Origin of the sequence: Embleya sp. NPDC127516 (genome assembly GCF_044765325.1) — a bacterium.
Taxonomy (GTDB): domain Bacteria; phylum Actinomycetota; class Actinomycetes; order Streptomycetales; family Streptomycetaceae; genus Embleya.
This window is the reverse complement of sequence record NZ_JBIWJT010000005.1, coordinates 396,036-419,753: the sequence shown is the minus strand read 5'-3', so window position 1 is coordinate 419,753 and position 23,718 is coordinate 396,036. Positions and strand designations below refer to the sequence as shown.

Sequence of the window (23,718 nt, the reverse complement as noted above, 5' to 3'; positions counted from 1 at the left end):
GTGTCGCGAGCACTGTTCGTCAGTCCATCCGACGTGGCGGTCCGAGCAGGCCCAGTTCGGTCGGAGTGGGCGTCAGTAATACGTACTTACGCGACGTTCCGGCACTCCACAGGGTCAGTTCGTCGGCGAGCGTGGGCAGCGCGGCCTCGTCCTCACCGGGCAGGGACAACACCGAGGACGCCGCCCGCGCCTCGATCGGGGAGACCCGCTGGAGGCCGACCAGGCCCGCGCCCGCGCCGATGCGCTGCCGGGCCAGTGCCGGGTCCAGGAAGGGCAGCAGGGTCAGCGTGGTCTGCCACGCGGCCGGCGCGAGCCGATCGCGGGGCGGCCGCGCGCCGCAGTCGCGGACGACCAGGACCGGGCTGCCCGCACGGGGTCCCTGCGGACCGAGCCGACCCACCTGATGTACCGTCACGCACGGCTGCGCGCCACCCGCGGCCCGGGCCATCGCGGACCACAACCGCGGCCGGCCGGACTCGATCGCGACCCGGGCGCCGACCGCCGCGGCCCGCAGCGCGATGATCTGCACCGCATGGGCGCCGCCGACGAACGCGACGTGCAACGCCTCGGGTCGGAACAGGTTCAGCACCGCCGGGTTGCGCTCGGCGTCGACTCCGATCACCACGCCGTCGTCGCCCACCGGCAGGCCGAGGGCGGACAGTTGGGCGGCGGTCGGCATGTGCCGTTCGTGCCTGGGGCCGACCGGCCGGGCCGGACCCTTGCGCCGGGAAGGCCGGGGCGCGGGGGTTCCCGAGCCGGGCATGGGGGCCGGCGCGGGGGTCGGATTCGGAATCCGGTTGTTGCCCCGTGCGTTCGAGGCCTGGTGCCGGCTCCGGCCGGGATCGGCCGTGCTCACGGGTCGATCCTCCCTGTATGTAGCCACATGTGACGGTTCGTCATGGCAGGCCGCCGAGTGGCAGGGTGGCCAGCAGGGCCGGTTGCTGCTCCCAGTCGAGCCGGATCAGACCGATCCGCCCGGCTTCGGCCCGATATTCCAACCGTCTTGTCGCATCCGTGAGTTCGCTGTCCGAGCGGGCGGCGATCCGGACGTGCGCGGTGAGCGCGGTGGTGCCGCCCACGCCGTGCGTCGCGGTCAGCGCGAAGGTGGTGGCGATGGCCGGTGTCGCGGTCAGTGTGCCGATCGGGTCGGAGGTACACCCCTGGGTCGGCTCCGGCCAGCGGTTCGCCCAATAGGTGGCGTGCCACCGGTCGTCGCAGCGCCACGCCCGCCTGGACTCGATGGTCCGCCGTCCACCGCGCCCGTATCGGCGGGTGGAACGGTTTACGCCGCACGAGGTGGCGAGTGCCTGGATCAACTCGGCCTCTTCGAGCGCGCGGGCCTCGAATCCGGCGCCGGTCAGGTTGCCGGCGAGCCGGTCGACCGCACGCAGCAGCGCCCGCCGGGTCCCCTGCTCGCCGCCGCCGCGCGCGGCGACCGCGCCCGGGCACAGGTCGGGCTCGAAGCGCAGCGCGATCCAGGTCAGCCGCAGTGCCGGCACGTCGTGCAGGACCTGTTCGACGAGTTGGCGGTAGGACCTGGCCGCCAACGACTCCTCGGGCAGGTGGTCGGCCGGCGCCGGCCGGATGTGCTGGACCACCTGCACCGAGGCCAACGTCACGTCGTCGACCTCCAGCGTGCTCACGATCGCCGGCAGCGGCAACGGCCGTTTCCCGTGCGCGGGACGCAGCGGCTCGTCGCGCGAGGTGACCAGCAACACCGCGGTGAGGAAGGTGCCGTCGCCGATCACTCCGATCGAACGGCGCTCACGGTCGTCGACCGAGCCGGTCGCCAGGTGCGGTGCGCACTCCAGGATCGGGAGCAGCACCGGATCCGCGTCATCCGCGACGGCCGGAAGCCGGCGCCTCCGGCGGAAGTCGAACACGATCGGCAACCACTGCACGAGCCAACGCCCGCGCCACCGCACCAGTGCCGGCGCCACCAGGAGGGCCCCCACCGCGCCGAGGCCGATCGCCGCCGCCGGGTGCGCGGTCGCCGCGATCGCGAACAGCGAGATCCCGAGCTGGACCAGCACGATCTGTTGCACCAGGACGCCGCCGACGCGACCGGCCCGCGGGTGTACGCGCAGCGTCGCGCGGCGCGTTGCCGGTGGCAATGCCCCGTCGGGTGTGGGTGCACCGTTCCGTGCATGCGGCCCTACCGGCGCGGGTGCGGCCACGTCAGCTCCCCCATGGTCATGATTTGTCGCCCTGCTGTCACAGTGAGTGCGGAACACCGTACGGTACGTGTCCACGGGTTGGCCCGCGACCCCGCGGTCGCGTCGGTGTGGACCCTTCGACCGGAGCGCACGTCGATCACGGGGAGAACGATGGCAACGCGCCGCGAGCAGCTCGAGGCGTACATCTTCGCGCGCCGCCGCATGGTGGCCGCGTTCCTGCAACCGAGCCCGGGCGGAGGCACGGAGGACAACGCGCCCAAGCCGATGCGGATGCTCACGCCGAGCATCGTGGTCGCGATGCTGGTGTTGGTCGGGTTCGGGGTCGTCGGGTTGGTCAGGCCCGGTACGCCGCCGGGTTGGAAGGACCGGGGCAGCCTGATCGTGGGGCGCGACTCGGCGAGTCGGTACGTCTTCCTGGACGGCAAGCTGCACCCGGTGCTCAACATCGCCTCCGGTCGTCTGCTGCTGGACCCCGGCAGGTTCAAGGTCAACCTGGTTGCGGAGAAGCGGCTCGACAGCGTCGGTCACGGTGCGCCGCTGGGCATTCCGAACGCGCCGGACCGGCTGCCGACGGCCAAGGCGGTCAAGGAGCGCAAGCCCTGGACCGTGTGCGAGCGTCCGGCCCTGGGCAAGGACGGCGAGCCCGACCCGGACGGGGAGCCGCAGCGCGGCGTGTTCATCGGCGCCGCTCCGGCGGAGGGGGCGCTGCGACCGGGCGAGGCGCTGTTCGTACAGGACCGGAACCGGCACAAGTACCTCGTCCATCAGGGCAGGCGCTTCCTGGTCGAGGCGCCGACCGTGATCGGCGCGCTGAACCTGGTCGGCATGCCGGCGCAACCGGTCGGCGACGCGTGGCTGGCCACGCTGATCGAGGGCGGCACGATCGACCACCCGACGCCGGCCGGCTACGGCGCTGCGACCCGGCTGCCGTTGGCCCCGGAGTACAACCGGGTCGGCGTCGTGCTGCGCGCGGAGGGCGCCGCCCGACGGCAGAACTACGTGGTCACCCACGAGGGCGTGATGCCGGTCAGCGAGTTGACCGCCGTGCTGCTCACCACGAACCCGAGGGCGCGGGAGGCGTACGGGAGCACCACGCCCACAGCCTTTCCGGTGAACCTCGGCATGCTCGGCGGCGCGGTGGTGCAGGACCGTACCTTCGCCGCGGAGAAGGGTTGGCCGGAGATCCCGCCGACGCCGATGAACCGGATCACCCGCGACGACCTGGAACTGCCGCGCAACGTCGTGTGCAACACCTTCTCCGGCGAGTGGCGCGGCGGCCGGCCGGTGACCGCGCAGTCGGCCGGGACCCGGCCGCCGGAGCAACTCGCCGACGGCATGGGCGGCGTGTGGGTCAAACCCGGTGCGGGGGCGCTGTATCGAGAGGTGACCGGGACGCCCGACGACGGCGGTCCGACGTATCTGGTGGCCGACTCCGGTCTGCGCTACGCCATTGCGGAGACGGCGCGGACCGGCGGGGCGCCGGCCGCGCGGGAACAGGAGAGCGAGGCCAAGCTGCGCTTGGGCTACAGGGGCGTGGAGGTGCGGCCGTTGCCCAGGGCGTGGTCGGAACTGGTTGCGCGTGGGCCGCAGTTGAGTACGGCGGACGCCAAGAGGCCGCAAGGTTCCTGAGCCTGGGGGCGAAGGTCGGGGCGGCGTCGGAAGGGTCGTGAGTGGTGACGACTCGACCCGAAGGCAACACCGAATACCGGCATTTTGCGCAAGGCCGGAGATGTATCCACAGCGTCGACCTTTGGTGACCATGCGTAGGGTTTCGCTTGGGCGGCGTCCTCGAATGCGGTTAGAGTTCCCACGACGTCGCAAACCGTGACGTTGGTGCGGGGATCCGACCCGGGTGACACGACCTCGCCTCGCGCACATCCGTCTCATGGGGGCTGGTGAAACATGGCAGGTGAAGCGTTCAGGATCACTCCGCAGATGTTGGCGGAGTTGTCGAGGAAGGTTCAGGGCGTGGCGACCGAACTCGAAGCGGCGATCCAGGAGATGAACCGCAAGGTCGACGCGATCGAGGGGCAATGGCAGGGTGCCGCCAGGAACCGATTCGACCCGTTGCAGGAGCAGGCCGTACAGAAGGCGCTCGGGGTCAAGCGTGCGCTCGACGCCATCTCCGGCGCGATGGGCCGCAACGCCGACGCGTACGACCGGACCGAGACCACCGTGTCCGGCAATATCTCGAAGTTGATGTTCTGACCGAGCTCCGTCGCTCGGTCCTTTCGCCGCCGGGGCGCTCGGTCGCAGCCGGTTGTACCCGCTCTCGTACTGGGGAGAAAGCATGTCGCAGGTAGTTGTCACGTTCGCTGCGCTCGAACAGGCCGCAGCCGATATCCGCGCCCTCGACGCCCGCCTCGCCGACATGCAGTCGGGCCTGAAGCGGGACATCGCGCCGGTCACCGAGTCGTGGTCCGGTGACGCGCGCGAGGGTTACCTCGTCCAGCAGGCGAGCTGGGACCGGAACGCCCAGGGTCTGCGGGAGGCGCTGAACGGCATCGCCGACGGTCTGACCCGGGCGGCCGACGCATACCGCAGGACCGAGGCCGCCAACGCCAGGATGTGGCGCTAGCACCGACAAAGGCCCGGTCGGCTCGCGATCGCGGGGCGGTGGGGCGGTGATCCGGAAGGCGAACGAACCGGTGCGAGCCGTGCGGCGACGCTGGAGGGCATCTCTGCTCGCGTTGGGTCTGTTGTTGCCGGTCGGGGCGATGGGCTCGGTGCCGGCGGAGCGTGAGTCGGTGTATGTCGGGCGAGCGGGTACCGCCTTGCTCGCGGGTGACGATTGTCGGTTCCCGGCCAAGCCGATGCCCGGCAAACCGTGGTCCCTACAGCGCGTGTTGCTCGACGAGGTCTGGCGAAAGGCCACCGGCAAGGGCGTCACGGTCGCGGTGATCGACAGCGGGATCGACGACGACAACCCGCAGTTGGGCCCTGCGGTCGTGGCCGGTGGCAAGGACTTCTTCAACGGCCGGGCCAACGGCACCGACGACGACAATGGCCACGGCACGATGGCTGCGGGCATCATCGCGGCCCGGCCCGGCGACAGGCTCACGCCCAGGGTGGACACGGGCTTCGTGGGGCTCGCGCCCGACGCGATGTTGTTGCCGATCCGGCAGAACGGCGGCGACGACGCGACCAAGGGCAACGAGGACAGCCTGGCCGCCGCGATCGACCACGCGGTGGCCGCGGGCGCCTCGGTGATCAACATCTCGCAGGACACGGTGGGCGGCCGGGAGCCGGGCACGAGGCTGCGGGACGCGATCCGGCGCGCGCTCGTCGGGCAGGTCGTGGTGGTCGCCGCCGTCGGCAACTCCGGCGACAAGGACAACCTCGACTCGTGGCCCGCGAAGTACCCGGGAGTTCTGGGAGTCGGCGCCTCGGACCGCAACAACGAGCGCGCGCCGTTCTCGCAGAACAAGCCGTATGTGGGCGTGCTCGCGCCCGGCGTGGACGTGTGGTCGACGGTGCCCGGAGGCGGCCACTGCCGAGGCGACGGCACCTCGTTCGCGACCCCGTACGTGGCGGGTGTCGCGGCACTGATCCGCTCGGCGCACCCGGACTACACCGCGGCCCAGGTCGTCACGCTGATCGAACAGACCGCACAGCGCGGGGCCGCGGGCCGCGTGGACGGCGTCGGCTGGGGCGTGGTCGACCCGCTGCGCGCGCTCGATTCCACGGTGGTCCCGGCATCGAGCCCGGTCCCCGACCCCCGGATCGACCGCGGTACCGAACTTGTCCACGTCGCCCCGCTCGTGCACGGTCCCACCCGAGTCGACCGCGACCGCCGTCAGGCCTCCGTGCTCCTGTTCCCGGCCGTCGGTCTGACCATCGTCGTCGTCTGCGCGGCCACCGTCGTCCGTGACGCCCGTGGCCGGCGCACCCGCGGCCGGCCGTAGGGGTGGCGGGTAGGCGGTGTGCCTGCCGGCCGGCGAGCGGCGGCGGTGCCGACCGAGGTCGGCCTGTCACCCCGCACACCCGGCCCGGCTCGGTCGGTCGTCGGCGAGCCAGGCCGTCTGGATCAGGGCCACGCCGCGTCGGCGGGAGACGAACTGCCCACGTCCCGGCGGTAGTCGGGCGGGCCTGACGTTGGCCATCAAGAGGCCCTCGTCGCGGTTGCCGGACAGGATCAGGCCGGAGGTGCCCAGGTCGAGAAGCTTTTGCAGAACCGGTTCGTACAGTGCGCGGCCCGCGCCGCCGGTGCTGCGGGCGATGATCAGGTGCAGGCCGACGTCGCGGGCCAGCGGCAGGAACTCGGCGATGGCGCCCACCGGGTTGCCGGCGGAGGAGGCGACCAGGTCGTAGTCGTCGATCAGCAGGAACAACTCCGGACCGCTCCACCAGCTCCGGTTGCGCAACTGCTCCTGGGTCACCTCCGGCCCGGGCAGCCGGCGATCGATGCCGCCGCGGATCTCGTTCATGAACGAGGTCAGCGCCGGCGCCGCCGCGGCGTACTCCAGCAGGTGCGACTCCGGGACCGCGTCCAAGAGCGTGCGCCGGTAGTCGGAGACGATGATCCGGGCCTCGGCCGGCGTGTACCGCTCGGAGATGCCGCGCGAGAGCAGCCGCAGGAAGTTGGTCTTGCCGGACTCGCTCTCGCCGAACAGCACGAAGTTCGTGTCGACACCGAAGTCCAGGTAGACCGGGTCGAGCGTCTGCTCGTCCACGCCGATCGGGATGCCCCGACCGGGCACCTGCACGGGCGTCGGCAACTGCTCGTAGGGCAAAAGCATCGGCAACACCCGCACCGGGGGAGCGAGCGGCCCCGCCCAGGCGGCCTTGACCGCGCCGACCATCGCGGCCATGCCCTCGCCCAGGTCCTCGGCCGTCGAGGAGCCGTCGATCCGGGGCAGCGCGGCCAGGAAGTGCAGCTTGTCCGGGGACAGACCGCGACCGGGCGCGCCCGTGGGCACGTTCGCCGCGAGCCGGCGGTCGACCTCGGACTCCATCGTCTCGCCGAGCCGCAACTCCAGCCGGGTCTGGATCCGGTCCTTGAGCGCGGGCCGGATCTCCGGATGCCGCGACGCGGTGAGCACGACGTGCACGCCGTAGCCCAGACCGCGCGCGGCGATGTCGGTGATCTCGGCTTCCAGCGCGTCGAAGTCGTTCCTGAGGGTCGACCAGCCGTCCACGACCAGAAAGACATCGCCCCATGCCTCGTCCGGCAACGTTCCGGCGGCGCGGCGTCGGCGGAACGTGTCGATCGAGTCGATCTCGGCGACCCGGAACATCTCCTCGCGCCGGTTCAGGATGCCCTTCACCTCGCCGACGATCCGGCGCACCCGCTCGGCGTCGAGCCGGCCCGCGACCCCGCCCAGGTGCGGCAGATCGCTCAGCGCGACCATGCCACCGCCACCGAAGTCCAGGACGTAGAACTGGACTTCGGACGGCGTGTGGGTGAGCGCGAAGGCGGCGATCATGGTGCGCAGCAGGGTGCTCCTGCCGCTGCGCGGGCCACCGACGACGAGCGCGTGGCCGGCCGCGCCGGACAGGTCGGCGTACATCACGTCGCGACGCTGCTCGAACGGCTTGTCCACCAGGCCCAGCGGCACCACGAGACGGCCGTTCGCGCCCCAGTCGGGCGCGCACAGCCCACGTTCCGACGTGGTACGCAAGGGCGGCAACATCCGGTCGACCGAGTTCGACTCGGTCAGCGGCGGCAGCCACACCCGGTGTGCGGGCGGACCCTGGTCGGCCATCCGACGCACGATCACGTCCAGCACCGTGTCCGCGAGCGCGCTGTCGACGTCCGGCTCCGGCTCGGGCCCCGGGGGCGGGTCCGGGTGCCGATTCCAGATGTCCGCGGCCGTCCACCGACTGCCGAACACCACCGGCATCGGCACACCCGAGCGGTCGCGCCGGACCCGGCCGGAGGCCCGATGGGCCCCGGACACGTACGCGGCCTTGAACTGCACCATCGACTCGGTATCGAACCTGAGGTAGCCCGAGCCCGGCACCGACGGCAGGTGGTACGCGTCCGGTACGCCGATCGCCGCGCGCGATTCGGCGGCGGAGAAGGTGCGCAGACCGATGCGGTAGGACAGATGGGTGTCCAGGCCGCGCAACCGGCCCTCCTCCAGACGCTGCGACGCGAGCAGCAGATGCACGCCCAGCGAGCGGCCGATCCGGCCGATTTGGAGGAACATGTCGATGAAGTCCGGCTTCGCGGTCAGCAGTTCGCTGAACTCGTCGATCACGATCATCAACGAGGGCAGCGGCTCCAGGGCCGCACCGGCCACCCGGGCCCGCTCGTAGTCGTGCAGATTGGCGTGGTTGCCCGCCGAGCGCAGCAACTCCTGCCGCCGGTTCAGCTCGCCCGTGATCGCGTCGTGCATGCGGTCGACCAGGGTCAAATCGTCGGACAGGTTGGTGATCACCGCCGCGACGTGCGGCAGGCCCGACATCCCGGAGAAGGTCGCGCCCCCCTTGAAGTCGGCGAGCACGAAGTTGAGGATCTCCGAGCTGTGCGTGGTGGCCAGGCCCAGCACCAGGGTGCGCAGCAGCTCCGACTTGCCGGAGCCGGTCGCGCCGACGCACAGGCCGTGCGGCCCCATGCCCCCCTTCGCCGCTTCCTTGATGTCCAGCATGATCGGCTCGCCGTTCCGGCCGATCCCGATCGGCACCCGCAGCCGGTCGTTCGGCGGCCTCGGCCGCCAGGTCCGCGCCACGTCCATCCGGGTGGCGTCGCCGATGCCCATCAGGTCGGTGAAGTCCAGGTTGGCCGGCAGCGGCTCGTCGTCGTCGGCCGACAGTCGCAGTGGCGCGAGTCTGCGGGCGAGCGCCTCCGCGTCCGCCGCCGACAGGAGGTCGGGCACCCCTTCGTACGTGCCGGTCGTCGACTCCAGGGTCAGTCGATCCCCCACGGCGATGATCGCCAGACCGCCGCGCGGTTCGGCCGGCGGACCGGGGAGCACCTCGACGACGGTCACACCCTGGAGACCGTCCGTGCCCGCCAACACCGAGTCGACGGGCACGCCGCCGCCGTCCAGGACCACCAGCAGGTGCGGCTGGTCCGGTACGGGCCGCGCGCCGGCCGTGAACCGCGAGCGCCCGGCCAGATCCTCGGCCAGCCACTCCTCGATCTCGCCGAGGTCGTCCGCGATCATCCGGACCGAGCCCGCGCCGTCGGACAACGACGGGTGCTGCGTGTGCGGCAGCCACTTCAGCCAGTCCCAGCGCGGCAGCGAGTTCGCGTCGGTCGCCACCACGACGCGCACGTCGTCCGGCGAGTGCAACACCGCGAGTTGGCCCACCATCGCCCGGGTCAGCCCGTACACCCGCTCCGGGTCGCCGGAGACGGTCAGGTGAGGGAAGGAGCGCAGCGAGACCGCCATCGGCAGGTCGTCCAGCGTCGCCTGGGCGCGCAGGAAGCGGCCCAGGGCGTCCACGCACAGCGGCTCCAACTCCGCCGGCGGTGCCGTGCTCGGCGCCACCAGCGGCGTGGCCAACCGCTGTCGGCCGATCCCGACCCGGACCTGACCGAAGTCCGCGTCACCGGCCCGCCGTTCCCAGATCCGCCGTTCACCCGCGGCCACCGACCACAACTGCGCCGGGTCCGGGTGCGTCCACAACTGCGCGTCGCGCTGCCTGCGCGCCGTCCGGCGGACCTCCTTGCGCTGCTGCGCGAGGTAGGCGAGGTAGTCGCGTCGGGCGTCGAGCATCCGCACCCGGTCGCCGTCGCGCGACGTGAGGATGTTGGCGACCGCCATGACCAGCGACGAGATCATCATCAGGCCGCCTATGACCATCATCATCCTGGGCGCGCCCGGCATGAAGAAGAAGCCCGCGGACCCCAGCATGCCGATCATCGGGAGCACGCTCATGAGCCGGTTCCGGTCGGCCGGGCGCTCCGGTTCGGGTGGTGCCTGGAGCCGGATCTCCTCCGTCGGCACAGGCGGCGGCAACACCCTGGGCGGGCGTTTGACGATGACCACGGTCACGGTGCATCAGCCTCATCCGTCGCGAGGATCCCTGGACACGGATCGAGCCCACCGCGGAACACGGAAAGGAGCAGGTGAGGTGAGTCGACCCAGCCGGTCGGGGGCGTCGTCCCCGCCCGCCCGGCGAGCCGGTCGAGCCGTTCGTGCGTGCGCCGCATCCTACCCGCCTCATCGACGCTCGGTGGCGAATCGTAACGCGGCGTATATAGAGTGCCTCGTCGTCCCGGACCCTCGGCGCCGCGGGGCACGGTTCGGCGCACGGGCCGGCGACCGGCACGGCCGGCGATCGGCAGGGAACGACCGGCAAGGGCAGCGACGGCCAGGGGCAGTGCCCAGGAGGGAGTCCGCACCGATGAACTCCACGACCACGACGGTCACCACCGGGTTCGCCCGGATCACCGTCATCGCGCCGGATCGCCGCGTGGACCTCGCACTGCCGGAGGAGGTCCCGCTCGCCGAGCTGTACCCGGAGATCCTCCGGCTGTCCGGGCAGACCCAGCGCAACGGCGCGGTGACCGGCTTCCGGCTCACCCGGCTCGACGGCGCACCCCTGGACAGCGCGCTCACCCTGGCCGGGCAGCACATCCGCGACGGTGAACTGCTGCGCTTCACCGCGCTCGCGGACGTGCCCCCGCCGCCGGTCTACGACGACGTGGCCGACTCGGTGGCGACCTCCGTCACCGGCGACCACCGGCTGTGGACTCCGGCGATGTTGCGGATCGCCGGCCTCGCCGGCGCGGCGTTCTTCTTCACCCTCGGCGCGATCGTGCTGTGGCGGATGGCCCCCCTGCCGCACGGCCTGCCCGCCGTCGCCGCCGGCTCGACGGCCCTGGTGCTGACCGCGGTCGCCGGCGTGCGGTCCCGGGTGTACGGGGACCGGGTGGGCGGCGCGGTGCTGGGCCTGGGCGCGCTGCCGAACGCGTTCCTGGCCGGACTGGGCACGATCGAACCGCCGGGACACGAGGGCCCGGGCCGGGTGCAGTTCCTGGCCGCGTGTGTCGCGGTCCTGCCGGTCGCCACCCTGATCGCCGCGCTGCTGCCCGAACGCGGCGCGGTGTACATCGCGGCCGCGGGCGCCGGCGCGCTCGGCACACTGGCGACCTTCGCCCTGATCGCCTTCGCCGGCGGCCCGCGCGAGACGGCCGCCGTCGCCGGCACCGTCGGCGTCGCGACGATCGCGTTCCTGCCCTCCTGGGCCGCGCGACTCGCCCGCCTGCCGATCGGCTTCCTGCCCGCGGACGCGCCGACCGCCCGCCGGAGCGACACCGTCGACCACGCCGACATCGCCGCCCGCGCCCGCGACGGCCACCGGATGCTCAGCGGCCTCACCGGCGCGTGCGGCGCGGTGATCGTCGCCTCCTGCGTCGTCCTGGGCAACGCGGACACGTTGTGGACCGGGATCCTGACCGCCGTCCTCGCCCTGATCACCCTGTGCCGAGCCCGCCTGTTCCGGCACACCACGCAGGTCACCGTGCTGTACACGGCCGGCCTGCTCGGCCTGGCCACGCTCTTCGTCGGCCTGGCCCTGGACACCCGAATCCCGGACGTGGAGCGCCAGGGCTGGATCTTCGCGCTCGCGTGCGCGGTCGGCGCCCTGTTGGCGATCATCGCCGGCACGGTGCCCTCGCGTGGCCTGTCACCGTTCTGGGGACGGATGCTGGACCTGTTCGAAGGCATGTTGATGGTGTCCGTCGTCCCGTTGTGCCTGGCCGTTCTGGATCTGTATGACAAACTGCGGAACATCACGGCCTGAAGCGCTCCTGCTAGGGTTGTCCATATCCCGGAGCCGCGTGCCCGGGATGCGCGCTGCCCACGGGCCGCGCGCCCGCACCATGTGAGCCCAGTTGCCTCCGTGAGTCAGACCGGAAGCGCTCACCACCTTGCAGAGGGAGAACACGTGTCGCTCGACACCGCAACGAAGAAGCAGATCATGGCCGACTACGCCACCAAGGAAGGCGACACCGGCTCCCCCGAGGTGCAGGTCGCGATCCTGAGCTACCGCATCAACGAGCTCACCGCCCACCTCAAGGAGCACAAGCACGACCACCACAGCCGCCGGGGCCTGCTGCTCCTGGTCGGCCAGCGTCGTCGCCTGCTCGGCTACCTGGCCAAGAAGGACATCGAGCGCTACCGCACGCTGACGGACCGCCTGAGCATCCGCCGCAGCGGCGTCGGCATCCGCTAGTAACACACGACGGGGGAGCGGCTTTCGCAAGCCGCTCCTTCGCCGTATCCGGACCCGGCTTTTTGTAGGCTGTGTCCCGCACGCGCAACAAAGACGAACACGACAGAGAACTGGGAGCGCCGCGTCGCGACCAAGGCGCCGACCTACAGCGCCGGTCCTCGGTAGTGGCCCCCGGGTAACGCACCCGGGTGCTTCGATCGAAGACCGGCTCGGCCGGCCCTCAGGCGTCATGCGCCGCGGACCTCCCTCGAAACGAACGAGGAGGGCACCCGTGGAGGGTCCCGACATCAGCTTCGCCGAAGCCGTCATCGAGAACGGTACGTTCGGCAACCGCACCATCCGCTTCGAGACCGGCCGGCTCGCCCGGCAGGCGGCGGGTTCCGCCGTGGTCTACCTGGACGACGACACCATGGTGCTCTCGGCCACGACCGCCTCGAAGCGCCCGAAGGACCAGCTCGACTTCTTCCCGCTGACGGTGGACGTCGAGGAGCGCATGTACGCCGCGGGCAAGATCCCCGGCTCGTTCTTCCGTCGTGAGGGCCGCCCGTCCGAGGACGCCGTCCTCACCTGTCGCCTGATCGACCGTCCGCTGCGTCCGTCCTTCAAGAAGGGCCTGCGCAACGAGATCCAGATCGTCGAGACGATCATGGCGCTCAACCCGGACCACCTGTACGACGTCGTGGCGATCAACGCGGCCTCGATGTCCACCCAGCTCGCGGGCCTGCCCTTCTCCGGCCCGATCGGCGGCGTCCGGGTGGCGCTCATCGACGGCACCTGGGTCGGCTTCCCCACGCACACCGAGCTCGAGCGCGCCGTGTTCGACATGGTCGTCGCGGGCCGTGTGCTCGAGGACGGCGACGTGGCGATCATGATGGTCGAGGCCGAGGCCACGACCGGCACGATCGAGCTGGTCAAGGGCGGCGCGGACGCGCCGACCGAGGAGGTCGTGGCGGACGGCCTCGAAGCCTCCAAGAAGTTCATCAAGGCGCTGTGCGCCGCGCAGGTCCAGGTCGCCGAGAAGGCCGCCAAGGAGACCGGCGAGTTCCCGGTCTACCTGGACTACCAGGACGACGTCTTCGAGGCGCTTGCCGCCGCGGTCACCGACGAGCTGTCGGCCGCGCTGACCATCGCCGGCAAGCAGGCGCGCGAGACCGAGCTCGACCGGGTCAAGGACCTCGCCGCCGAGAAGTTGCTCCCGGCGTTCGAGGGTCGCGAGAAGGAGATCGGCGGCGCGTTCCGCTCGCTCACCAAGAAGCTCGTGCGTCAGCGCGTGCTGCGCGACAAGGTGCGCATCGACGGTCGCGGTCTGACCGACATCCGCACCCTGTCGGCCGAGGTCGAGGTCATCCCGCGGGTGCACGGCTCGGCCCTGTTCGAGCGCGGCGAGACCCAGATCCTGGGCATCACCACGCTGAACATGCTGCGCATGGAGCAGATGCTCGACACGCTCTCGCCCGAGACGCGCAAGCGCTACATGCACAACTACAACTTCCCGCCGTACTCGGTCGGCGAGACCGGCCGGGTGGGCTCGCCCAAGCGCCGCGAGATCGGCCACGGCGCGCTCGCCGAGCGCGCCATCCTCCCGGTCCTGCCGGCCCGCGAGGACTTCCCGTACGCGATCCGTCAGGTGTCCGAGGCGCTCGGCTCCAACGGCTCGACCTCGATGGGCTCGGTCTGCGCGTCCACGATGTCGCTGCTCAACGCCGGTGTGCCGCTCCGGGCGCCGGTCGCGGGCATCGCGATGGGTCTGATCTCGGACGAGGTCGACGGCAAGACCGAGTACGTGTGCCTGACCGACATCCTCGGTGCCGAGGACGCGTACGGCGACATGGACTTCAAGGTCGCCGGCACCAAGGAGTTCGTCACCGCGCTCCAGCTCGACACCAAGCTCGACGGCATCCCGGCGTCGGTGCTCGCCGGTGCGCTCAAGCAGGCCAAGGACGCCCGCCTGCACATCCTCGACGTGATGATGGAAGCCATCGACACGCCGGACGAGATGTCGCAGTTCGCGCCGCGCATCATCACCGTCAAGATCCCGGTGGACAAGATCGGCGAGGTCATCGGCCCGAAGGGCAAGATGATCAACCAGATCCAGGACGACACCGGTGCCGAGATCACCATCGAGGACGATGGCACGATCTACATCGGTGCCTCGGACGGCACCTCGGCCGAGGCCGCGCGGGCGACGATCAACGCGATCGCCAACCCGACGATGCCCGAGGTCGGCGAGCGGTACCTGGGTACGGTTGTCAAGACCACCACGTTCGGCGCGTTCGTGTCGCTGATGCCCGGCAAGGACGGTCTGCTGCACATCTCGCAGCTGCGCAAGATCGCCGGCGGCAAGCGGGTCGAGAACGTCGACGACGTGATCAAGGTCGGTGACAAGGTGCAGGTCGAGATCGCCGAGATCGACCAGCGCGGCAAGCTGTCGCTCGTCCCGGTCATCGAGGGCGAAGACAACGCCGAGGCCTCCGAGGACGCTGCCGCCAAGTGACGTCCTCCTCGTCGAAGAACCAGGCCGCTGCGTCCGCGCAGCGGCCTGGTTCCACGAAGACCCTGCTGCGTGACGCGGACGGCACCGGTGCCGTCCGCCGCACCGTCCTGCCCGGCGGCCTTCGGGTGATCACCGAGAACATGCCGTCGGTACGCTCCGCGACGTTCGGCATCTGGGTCGGGGTCGGCTCGCGGGACGAGACCCCGGCCCTGGCCGGCACCTCGCACTACCTCGAGCACCTGCTGTTCAAGGGCACCGAGAAGCGCGACGCGCTGGAGATCTCGGCCGAGCTGGACGCCGTCGGTGGTGAGATGAACGCGTTCACCACCAAGGAGTACACGTGCTACTACGCACGCGTGCTCGACACCGACCTCCCGCTCGCGATCGACGTGATCTGCGACATGGTGACCGGCTCGCTGATCGACGCCGAGGATGTGGACGCCGAACGCGGCGTGATCCTCGAGGAGATCGCGATGAACGAGGACGAGCCCGGCGACCTCGTGCACGAGCTCTTCTACGACGCGATGCTCGGCGACGCCCCGCTCGGTCGTCCGGTGCTGGGCACGGTCGAGTCGATCAACGCGCTCACCCGAACCCAGATCAGCGGCTACTACAAGCGTCGCTACAAGGCGCCGAACATGGTGGTGACCGCGGCCGGCAACATCGACCACGCCAAGGTGGTCCGCCTGGTCAAGAAGGCGTTCGCGCACGTGCGCGTGGACGAGGCGGCGGTGCCCGCCGCGCCGCGTGCCGCCGGCCGCGGCGTGCGTTCGGCCGGCAGCGTACGGCTGCTGAACCGGCCGACCGAGCAGGCCCATCTGGTGCTGGGCATGCCCGGGCTGGCCCGGGACGACGACCGGCGGTTCGCGCTCAGCGTGCTCAACACCGCGCTCGGCGGCGGGATGAGTTCGCGGCTGTTCCAGGAGATCCGGGAGAAGCGCGGCCTGGCCTACTCGGTCTACTCCTTCCACTCCGGCTACGCCGACCTGGGCGTGTTCGGCATCTACGCCGGCTGCCAGCCCAAGAAGGCCCGCCAGGTGATCGAGATCTGCCGGACCGAACTGGACCGGGTGGTCCGCGAGGGCCTGCCGCAGGACGAGATCGATCGGGCGATCGGGCAACTGCGCGGCTCGACCGTGCTGGGCCTGGAGGACACCGGCTCGCGGATGAGTCGGATCGGCAAGAGCGAACTCGTCTACGGCGAACACCTCTCCGTCGACGAGGTGCTGGCCCGGATCGCGGCGGTCACCGCCGCCGAGATCCACGACGTGGCGGGGCAACTGTTCGCCGCGCGACCCACGCTTGCCGTGGTCGGACCGTTCGCCGACGACGCGGACTTCGTCGCCGCGTCGGCCTGATCGAAGTGCGATCACGTGCGATCGAAGTCTGGTCGAACGCTGATCGAACCCTGATCGATGCGAAATTCCGCTGACTGGAGAGTGCGCGACATCATGACTGCAATCCGGGTGGGTGTGATCGGTGCGGCCGGCCGCATGGGTTCCGAGGCGTGCCGGGCGATCGAAGCCGCGGCCGACCTCGAACTGGTGGCGCGTGTCGACGAGGGCGACGACCTCGCCGACCTCGCCGAGGCGGGCGCGCGGGTCGCGGTGGACTTCACCCACCCGGGTGTGGTCATGGGCAACCTCGAATACTGCGCGGGCGCCGGCATCCACGCCGTCGTGGGCACCAGCGGGTTCACTCCGGACCGGCTGGCGCAACTGCGCGAGTGGCTCGCGAAGAGCCCGGAGACCGGCATCCTGATCGCGCCCAACTTCGGCATCGGCGCGGTGCTGATGATGCAGTTCGCGGCCAAGGCGGCCCGGTTCTACGAGTCGGCCGAGATCGTCGAACTGCACCACCCGAACAAGCTGGACGCGCCCAGCGGCACCGCCCGCCGGACCGCCGAGCTGATCGCCGAGGCACGCGGGAAGGCGGGCCTCGGGCAGATGCCCGACGCGACGGTGGACGACCCGGACGGCGCGCGCGGCGGCAAGGTGGACGGTGTCCCGGTGCACGCGGTCCGGCTGCGCGGCCTGGTCGCGCACCAGGAGGTCCTGCTCGGCGACGAGGGCGAGATGCTCACCATCCGGCACGACTCGTTCCAGCGCACGTCCTTCATGCCGGGCGTGCTGCTCGGGGTGCGTCGCGTGGTCTCCACGCCCGGCCTGACCGTGGGCCTGGAACACTTCCTCGACCTGGACTGACCATCGTGAAACAACGTGTCACCGCGCTCGTGCTGATCGCGGTTCTGGTGTTCTACGTGTTCCTCGTCGGCAGCCGCGGCCTGATCGCGATCCGCGACGGGGAACCGGTCACCATCGTGCTCGGCCTGGCGATCCTGCTCGTGCCGGTCGTCGGCGCCTGGTACATCTGGCGCGAGGTGCGCTTCGGCTTCGCGATGCAGCGGCTCGCCCGCGAACTCGAGGCCGAGGGCGCGCTGCCGCCGGACGAGTTGAGCCGCACTCCGGGCGGCCGGGTCGACCGGGACAGCGCGGACGAGGTGTTCGAGCGGCGCAAGGCCGAGACCGAGGCCGCGCCCGAGGACTGGCGGGTCTGGTACCGGCTGGCCGTCGCGTACGGCGACGCGCGCGACAACGCGCGCGGGCGCCGGGCGATGCTCACCGCGATCCGGCTGCACGCGGGCAAACCCCGCGTCGGCTCCGCCTGATCGTCTCGACACCCCGCCCGATCGGCCCGCGTCGGCTCCGCTAACCGGCCCGGGCCGGCCGGCCCGCCGGGGGCTCCAACGCGGCCAGCACCTGCGCCGACACCGGCGCGGCCAGGATGCCGACCACCGCGTCCACCAGGTCCGCCACGAAGGCCGCCGGCGGCAGCACGTCCTGCGCCTGCCCCTCGTGCACGCGCTGCTCGCGATCGGCGGTCGCGTGCACCGCCAGACTGCCACCCAGCCGCAGCCGGTTGCGCCGGACCGCGACCGGCAGGTGTCCCAGCGCGAGGTCGATCAGGCGCCCGAACTCCGGCGAACTGCCCTCCAGGCCCATCGCCGGCAGCGCGTACGTGGTCGCGCCGACGTGCTGGTGCACTCGGGCCAGGAAGCGCAGGTAGAAGCTGCCGCCGACGTCGATCTGTTCGGCCAGCGGGCGCACCATCGCCTCGGCCAACGCCCTCGGTTCCCGGTCGAGCCCGGCCCGGACGAGTTCCCGGACCAGGTCCTCGCGGCGCGCGTTGACGGTGGTGAGCCGAAATCCGAAGATCGCCCGGATCAACTCCTCCTTGTCGCCGAAGTGGTATTGCGCGGCGGAATTGTTGCGCTGACTCGCCGCGACACTGATCTGTCGCAGCGAGACCGCGTCGATTCCGTGCACGGCGAAGAGCCGCTCGGCGGTGAGCAGAAGGCGCTCGCGGGTCGGAGTTCGGCTCACGGCGCCCACGTTAAGACGGCTGACTTACCTTGTTCAATGGCACATCGATGTGGTGTTCGCCGTGCCGCTCGGCCGTTTCGCCCACCGATTCCCGATCACCGCGGATCGGCCACCGCCGTGTGCAATCGCACCTGTCGGATCACCGCACCGCCCGGCTCGTCCACCCACAGTTCGCGCGTCGCGCCGTCGGGCGCCCAACCGGTGCCGACCAGGAAGTCGTACAGCGGCTTGTCGCTCTCCAGAACCCAGGTCACCAACGTTTCCACGCCGTCCGTCGCCGCGTCCGCGACAACGGCCGTCAGCAGCCGGGACGCGTGGCCCTCGCGCTGCCGCGGCGGGTCGATCACCAGGATCGCCAACTCGCCCGCCCGCGCCGGGTCGAGATCCTCGTCCGAGCCGGGCACCAGGGCCGCGAAGCCGGCCACGGTCGAGCCCGCGCAGGCGACCAGCAAATGGTGCCGGGGCGAGGGTGGCGCGAGCGCCGCGTCCTCCCACTCGGCGGCCAGCGCGTCGGGCGTGGCGGCCTCCAGAGCGGCCGCGGGCAACACCCCGGTGTAGGCGTCGTGCCAGGCCCGGGCATGCGCGGCACCCAACTCGGCACCGTCGCCGGCGTGGGCCGGGCGTACGTACGGATCGGTCATGTGGCGCCCCCATCGTCGAGTTCGGCCGATTCTCGCGCGCGCGGGCGGCCCGTGTCCCGCGCTCGCCGAACGCGCACACGCGTGGGCGACACGCGCCGAAGGCGCTGCCGCCCTCGTGCGCGGCGTGCGACGCTGTCCGGCAAGGATTGGTGGGCGCGGCAGCGAAGGATGGTCATGGGGGTCCGGATCCGACGAATCGCCCCGGTATGCGCGGTGGTCGCGCTGCTCGCGAGCGGCTGCATGGTGGGTCCGACGATCGACGACGAGAAGTCGAGGACGGCCCCCGCGGGCGCCACCGGCAATCCGCCGGACCTGCCGGACAAGAACCCGACGGGCGGTTCGACGCCGGGCGCGCCGCCGCCCACCGGCGGTTCCGCCCCGCCTGCCCAGGTCCCGCAGAAGCAGGGATCGCACACCTACTCGAACGGTCTGACGGTGGCCACGCTGCCGCTCGTGGTGACCCGCACCGCGAGCGTGCCGAACGAGAAGCGCGAGACGGTCGACGTCTCGGTCCCGATCCGCTACGCCAACCGGACCGGCTCGAACCTGCTCGCCGACCTGTTCGCCGTGACGCTGTACGCCGGGCCGGACGCGCTGCCGTGCGCGGCCGCGAAGGTCGGGCCCGCCCGCAGCGGTCCGGAGCAGGCGGCGCGCAACGCCGACACGGTGATCACCTACAACTTCGCGGTGCCCCGGGAGTACGTCGGCAAGCTGCTGATCCAGGTGCAACCGTTCATGTCCCGCCTGGACAAGGTGTCCTTCGAGACCTCGGTGGCGTTGCCCGCGGGTGCTCCCACCAGGCCCGCCGAGGGTCCGTCGACGCAGCCGACCACCGTGGTGGTACCCCGGTCCACGCCGACGGCCGGCGGCTCGGCCACGGCGTCCGGCGACGCCGGTGGGCGTGGTTAGGCTGGGGCGCCCACCCCACCGGGATCAGATCGACGAGGAGCCACCCCGCGTGACCGAGACACCCCAGGAGAATCCGTCCGCCATCCGCTTTCGCAGCGACGTCACGGTGGAGCTGATCAAGCACAGCGCCGCCGACCAGGACGTGTTGTGGGCGGCTCGGGTCTCCACGGCGGGGGAGAAGTCCCTCGACGAGCTCGAAAGGGACGCCGCGCGGTCCAAGGGGCTGATCAATTTCCTGATGCGGGACAAGCACGGCAGTCCGTTCGAGCACAACTCGATGACGTTCTTCGTGAGCGCGCCGATCTTCGTCTTCCGCGAGTTCCACCGGCACCGCGTCGGCTGGTCGTACAACGAGGAAAGCGGCCGCTACCGCGAGCTGCAGCCGGTGTTCTACGTGCCCGCCGAGGACCGCAAGCTGGTCCAGCAGGGCAAGCCCGGCGCCTATGTCTTCGTGGACGGGACCCCCGAGCAGTACAAGACGGTGGACGACGCGACGCGCGAGTCCTACGCGGCCGCCTACGCGGGCTACCAGCGCATGCTGGACGCCGGCGTCGCACGCGAGGTGGCGCGCACCACGCTGCCGGTGGGCCTGTACTCGTCGATGTACGCGACCTGCAACGCGCGTTCGCTGATGCACTTCCTCGGGCTGCGCACCAAGCGCGACGACGCGACCTTCCCGTCGTTCCCGCAGCGCGAGATCGAGATGGTCGCGGAGCGGATGGAGGCCGCGTGGGCCGAGCTCATGCCGCTGACCTACGCGGCGTTCAACACGAACGGCCGGGTCGCGCCGTAGGGTTGAGCCGTCCGAGTGGTCAAATCGGCACATAGGGTGACATTAGAAATTTTTCGCCCGAATCCCTAAGGTTTCGCCCGTGGTGGTCGATACTGAAAGAGATCAGGCGCTGCTCGAACCCCCGAGCGGGCAGCGCCTGGTCCTTGTTTTTGTCCGGGGCGCGCTCGGGCCGCGTCGGTGCGGCGCCGACGCCGGGACTGCTCCGCACGGGCCGTCGAAGTCTCATAGGGCGGGTGCTACCCGCAGGTCAGGTGTGCGCCCGGTACCGTTTGGGCCATGGCTCCGACGTCTACCCCCCAGACCCCCTTCGGCCGGGTCCTCACCGCGATGGTGACCCCCTTCACGGCCGACGGTGCGCTCGACCTTGCCGGCGCCCAGCGCCTGGCCTCCCACCTTGTCGACGCCGGCAACGACGGACTCGTCGTCAACGGCACCACCGGCGAGTCGCCCACGACGAGCGACGCGGAGAAAGAGCAAGTGGTCCGGGCGGTCCTGGAGGCCGTGGGCGATCGCGCGTTCGTGGTCGCCGGAGTCGGCACCAACGACACTCGGCACTCGGTGGAGCTGGCCCGGCAGGCACAGGCCGCCGGCGCGCACGGTCTGCTCGTGGTCACGCCGTACTACAACAAGCCCCCGCAGGAGGGCCTGTACCGGCACTTCACCACCGTCGCCGACGCCGGCGACCTGCCGGTGATGCTGTACGACATCCCCGGCCGCAGCGCCGTGCCGATCGAGACCGAGACGCTGATCCGGCTCGCCGAGCACCCGCGGATCGTGGCGAACAAGGACGCCAAGGGCGACCTCGCGTCCGCGAGCAGGGTGTTGGCGAGCACCGACATGGTGTACTACAGCGGTGAGGACATGCTGAACCTGCCGCTCCTGTCCATCGGCGCGGTCGGTGTGGTGAGCGTGGTCGGGCACCTCGTCTCGGCGGAGCTCCGCGCGATGATCGACGCCTACGTCGGCGGCGACGTCGCCAAGGCGCGCGAGATCCACCAGCGTCTTCTTCCGGTGTACACCGGCATTTTTCGTACCCAGGGCGTGATCCTCACCAAGGCCGCTCTGGGATTGCAGGGCCTGCCCGCCGGGCCGCTGCGGCTGCCGCTGATCGAGGCCTCCAAGGCCCAGATCGCGCAGCTGAGGCAGGATCTCTCGGCGGGTGGGGTAGAGCTGTAAACAGGAATATCTGTAAGTAGTGCCCCGGGCGGGTACCACATCCGCCCGGGCCGAACACGAGCTTTTGCGCGTCCCCGTCCGGCCGTCCAAGACGGCCGGGCGGCGGCACGTGGCGAGGAGAGAACTTGAGCCATCCTCATCCCGAATTCGGCCCGCCGCCGGTGCTGCCCAAGGGCGGCCTTCGGATCACCCCGCTGGGTGGTCTCGGCGAGATCGGCCGGAACATGACCGTCTTCGAGTTCGACGGCCGACTGCTGATCGTCGACTGCGGGGTGCTGTTCCCCGAGGAGGAGCAGCCCGGAGTCGACCTCATCCTGCCGGACTTCAGCTCGATCCGGGATCGCCTCGACGACATCGAGGCGATCATCCTGACGCACGGCCACGAGGACCACATCGGTGCGGTCCCGTACCTGCTGCGGGAGAAGGCCGACATCCCGCTGATCGGGTCGAAGCTGACCCTCGCGTTCATCGAGGCCAAGCTCACCGAGCACCGGATCCGGCCGTACACGCTCGAGGTCAAGGAAGGCGACATCGAGCGCCTGGGTCCGTTCGAGTGCGAGTTCATCTCGGTGAACCACTCGATCCCGGACGCGCTCGCGCTGGCCATCCGCACCGAGGCCGGCACCGTGGTGCACACCGGCGACTTCAAGATGGACCAGTTGCCGCTGGACAACCGGCTGACCGACCTGCCCGCGTTCGCGCGGCTGGGCACCGAGGGCATCGACCTGCTGCTCGTGGACTCCACGAACGCCGAGGTGCCCGGCTTCATCCCGGCCGAGCGGGACATCGCGAGCGTGCTCGACCGGGTCTTCGCGGACGCCGACCAGCGGATCATCGTGGCCAGCTTCGCCAGCCACGTGCACCGCATCCAGCAGGTGCTGGACACCGCCTACGCCTACGAGCGCAAGGTCGCCTTCGTCGGCCGCTCGATGGTGCGCAACATGAAGATCGCCGGGGACCTCGGCTATCTGAAGATTCCCGCCGGGCTGGTCGTGGACGTCAAGACATTGGACGACCTGCCGCCGGACGAGGTGGTGCTTGTGTGCACCGGCTCGCAGGGCGAGCCGATGGCGGCGCTGTCGCGGATGGCCAACCGCTCGCACCAGCAGATCCGGATCGTCGAGGGCGACACCGTGGTGCTCGCGTCCTCGCTGATCCCGGGCAACGAGACCTCGGTCTACCGGGTGATCAACGGGCTGACCCGCTGGGGCGCCAAGGTCGTGCACAAGGGCAACGCCAAGGTGCACGTCTCCGGCCACGCCTCGGCCGGTGAACTGCTGTACTTCTTCAACCTCACCCGGCCGCGCAACCTGATGCCGGTGCACGGCGAGTGGCGCCACCTGCGCGCCGCCGCCGACCTGGGCATCAAGACGGGCGTGCGCAAGGACCGGGTGGTGCTGGCCGAGGACGGCCTCACCGTGGACCTGGTCAACGGTGTCGCCAAGATCACCGGCAAGGTGCAGGCCGGGTACGTCTACGTGGACGGTTTGTCCGTGGGCGACGTGACCGAGTCCTCGCTCAAGGATCGTCGGATCCTGGGCGAGGAGGGTTTCGTGTCCGTGTTCCTCGCCGTGGACTCCTCCTCCGGCAAGGTGGTCGGCGGACCGACGATCACCGCGCGTGGATCGGGCATCGACGACGCCCGCTTCGACGCGGTGATCCCGAAGATCGAGGAGATGTTGCAGAAGGCGGCCGCCGACGGTGTGGCGGAGCCGTATCAGCTCCAGCAGCAGGTGCGCCGGATCGTGGGCAAGTGGGTGTCCGACACCTATCGGCGCCGGCCGATGATTCTGCCGGTGGTCGTGGAGGTCTGAGACCTCGCCGACGGTTTGCGTGGGGCCCGCTACGAATTCTTCGTAGCGGGCCCTTTGTCGTCGTCGTTGTCGTTTGGTGGTGGCGGTGGCTTGTCGTGTGCGGGCGGTGGTCGGGGTGGTGCCGGTCGGGTCCCGGTTGTGGTCGCCGGCGGCGGCGGGTTCTCGACCGGTTGTGCGGGGTGAGAGGGGTCGGGGGTGGG

General features: G+C 70.8%; 19 protein-coding genes. 14 read left to right on the top strand and 5 right to left on the bottom strand.

The features are described from left to right. Positions 1-19: 19 nt before the first annotated feature. Both ACIRL2_RS12495 and eccE read right to left on the bottom strand, forming a co-directional pair. Complete coding sequence (locus tag ACIRL2_RS12495; RefSeq protein ID WP_395862154.1) at positions 20-679, bottom strand: hypothetical protein; 660 nt, start codon at positions 677-679, stop codon at positions 20-22. Positions 680-896: 217 nt separating this feature from the next. Further along, a complete protein-coding gene (gene eccE / locus ACIRL2_RS12490; RefSeq protein ID WP_402231883.1) occupies positions 897-2,045 on the bottom strand; it encodes a type VII secretion protein EccE in 1,149 nt (382 codons plus the stop codon). Between the two features lie 282 nt (positions 2,046-2,327). Here eccE and eccB point away from each other — a divergent pair, with 282 nt between their 5' ends. The 4 genes from eccB (at position 2,328) to mycP (ending at position 6,082) form a co-directional block, all read left to right on the top strand. Then, positions 2,328-3,806, top strand: coding sequence for a type VII secretion protein EccB (gene eccB / locus ACIRL2_RS12485; protein ID WP_402231882.1), 1,479 nt, complete (start codon positions 2,328-2,330; stop codon positions 3,804-3,806). A 273-nt stretch (positions 3,807-4,079) separates the two neighbouring features. Continuing rightward, positions 4,080-4,385 carry a WXG100 family type VII secretion target gene (locus tag ACIRL2_RS12480; RefSeq protein WP_395862160.1) on the top strand — a complete coding sequence of 102 codons (306 nt, stop codon included), beginning with the start codon at positions 4,080-4,082 and terminating at the stop codon, positions 4,383-4,385. Between the two features lie 82 nt (positions 4,386-4,467). Continuing rightward, positions 4,468-4,755: a WXG100 family type VII secretion target gene (locus ACIRL2_RS12475; protein ID WP_395862162.1), complete on the top strand. Its 288-nt coding sequence runs from the start codon at positions 4,468-4,470 to the stop codon at positions 4,753-4,755. Between the two features lie 79 nt (positions 4,756-4,834). Continuing rightward, positions 4,835-6,082, top strand: a complete 1,248-nt coding sequence (mycP, locus tag ACIRL2_RS12470; protein ID WP_402231880.1) for a type VII secretion-associated serine protease mycosin — start codon at positions 4,835-4,837, stop codon at positions 6,080-6,082. 66 nt (positions 6,083-6,148) lie between these two features. Here mycP and eccCa read toward each other — a convergent pair whose 3' ends face one another. Further along, positions 6,149-10,123 (bottom strand): type VII secretion protein EccCa, encoded by a 3,975-nt coding sequence (gene eccCa / locus ACIRL2_RS12465; protein ID WP_402231878.1) that lies wholly within the window; start codon positions 10,121-10,123, stop codon positions 6,149-6,151. A 352-nt stretch (positions 10,124-10,475) separates the two neighbouring features. Here eccCa and eccD point away from each other — a divergent pair, with 352 nt between their 5' ends. The 6 genes from eccD (at position 10,476) to ACIRL2_RS12435 (ending at position 17,470) form a co-directional block, all read left to right on the top strand. After that, a complete protein-coding gene (gene eccD / locus ACIRL2_RS12460) occupies positions 10,476-11,876 on the top strand; it encodes a type VII secretion integral membrane protein EccD (RefSeq protein WP_402231876.1) in 1,401 nt (466 codons plus the stop codon). A 144-nt stretch (positions 11,877-12,020) separates the two neighbouring features. Continuing rightward, a complete protein-coding gene (gene rpsO / locus ACIRL2_RS12455; RefSeq protein ID WP_020553079.1) occupies positions 12,021-12,308 on the top strand; it encodes a 30S ribosomal protein S15 in 288 nt (95 codons plus the stop codon). Between the two features lie 271 nt (positions 12,309-12,579). Beyond that, a complete protein-coding gene (locus ACIRL2_RS12450; RefSeq protein ID WP_395862170.1) occupies positions 12,580-14,802 on the top strand; it encodes a polyribonucleotide nucleotidyltransferase in 2,223 nt (740 codons plus the stop codon). Further along, positions 14,799-16,160, top strand: a complete 1,362-nt coding sequence (locus ACIRL2_RS12445) for a M16 family metallopeptidase (RefSeq protein ID WP_402231874.1) — start codon at positions 14,799-14,801, stop codon at positions 16,158-16,160. The genes ACIRL2_RS12450 and ACIRL2_RS12445 overlap by 4 nt, the downstream gene beginning before the upstream one ends. Positions 16,161-16,253: 93 nt before the next feature. Beyond that, positions 16,254-17,006, top strand: coding sequence for a 4-hydroxy-tetrahydrodipicolinate reductase (gene dapB / locus ACIRL2_RS12440; RefSeq protein ID WP_402231872.1), 753 nt, complete (start codon positions 16,254-16,256; stop codon positions 17,004-17,006). A 5-nt stretch (positions 17,007-17,011) separates the two neighbouring features. After that, positions 17,012-17,470, top strand: a complete 459-nt coding sequence (locus ACIRL2_RS12435) for a hypothetical protein (protein ID WP_395862175.1) — start codon at positions 17,012-17,014, stop codon at positions 17,468-17,470. Positions 17,471-17,510: 40 nt separating this feature from the next. Here the strand turns inward: ACIRL2_RS12435 and ACIRL2_RS12430 are convergent, their stop codons facing one another. Further along, positions 17,511-18,185: a TetR/AcrR family transcriptional regulator gene (locus tag ACIRL2_RS12430; protein WP_402231870.1), complete on the bottom strand. Its 675-nt coding sequence runs from the start codon at positions 18,183-18,185 to the stop codon at positions 17,511-17,513. A 95-nt stretch (positions 18,186-18,280) separates the two neighbouring features. Next, positions 18,281-18,826: a GNAT family N-acetyltransferase gene (locus ACIRL2_RS12425; protein WP_395862179.1), complete on the bottom strand. Its 546-nt coding sequence runs from the start codon at positions 18,824-18,826 to the stop codon at positions 18,281-18,283. A 174-nt stretch (positions 18,827-19,000) separates the two neighbouring features. Here ACIRL2_RS12425 and ACIRL2_RS12420 point away from each other — a divergent pair, with 174 nt between their 5' ends. From ACIRL2_RS12420 to ACIRL2_RS12405, 4 genes are all read left to right on the top strand, one after another. Beyond that, on the top strand, positions 19,001-19,735 hold the full coding sequence (locus tag ACIRL2_RS12420; RefSeq protein WP_395862181.1) for a hypothetical protein: 735 nt from the start codon (positions 19,001-19,003) through the stop codon (positions 19,733-19,735). Between the two features lie 49 nt (positions 19,736-19,784). Beyond that, on the top strand, positions 19,785-20,528 hold the full coding sequence (gene thyX / locus ACIRL2_RS12415) for an FAD-dependent thymidylate synthase (protein WP_402231868.1): 744 nt from the start codon (positions 19,785-19,787) through the stop codon (positions 20,526-20,528). Positions 20,529-20,804: 276 nt separating this feature from the next. Further along, positions 20,805-21,704 (top strand): 4-hydroxy-tetrahydrodipicolinate synthase, encoded by a 900-nt coding sequence (gene dapA, locus ACIRL2_RS12410; RefSeq protein WP_395862184.1) that lies wholly within the window; start codon positions 20,805-20,807, stop codon positions 21,702-21,704. 125 nt (positions 21,705-21,829) lie between these two features. Next, entirely contained in the window at positions 21,830-23,518 is a 1,689-nt protein-coding gene (locus ACIRL2_RS12405; protein WP_395862186.1) for a ribonuclease J, read from the top strand. Positions 23,519-23,718 lie beyond the last annotated feature (200 nt).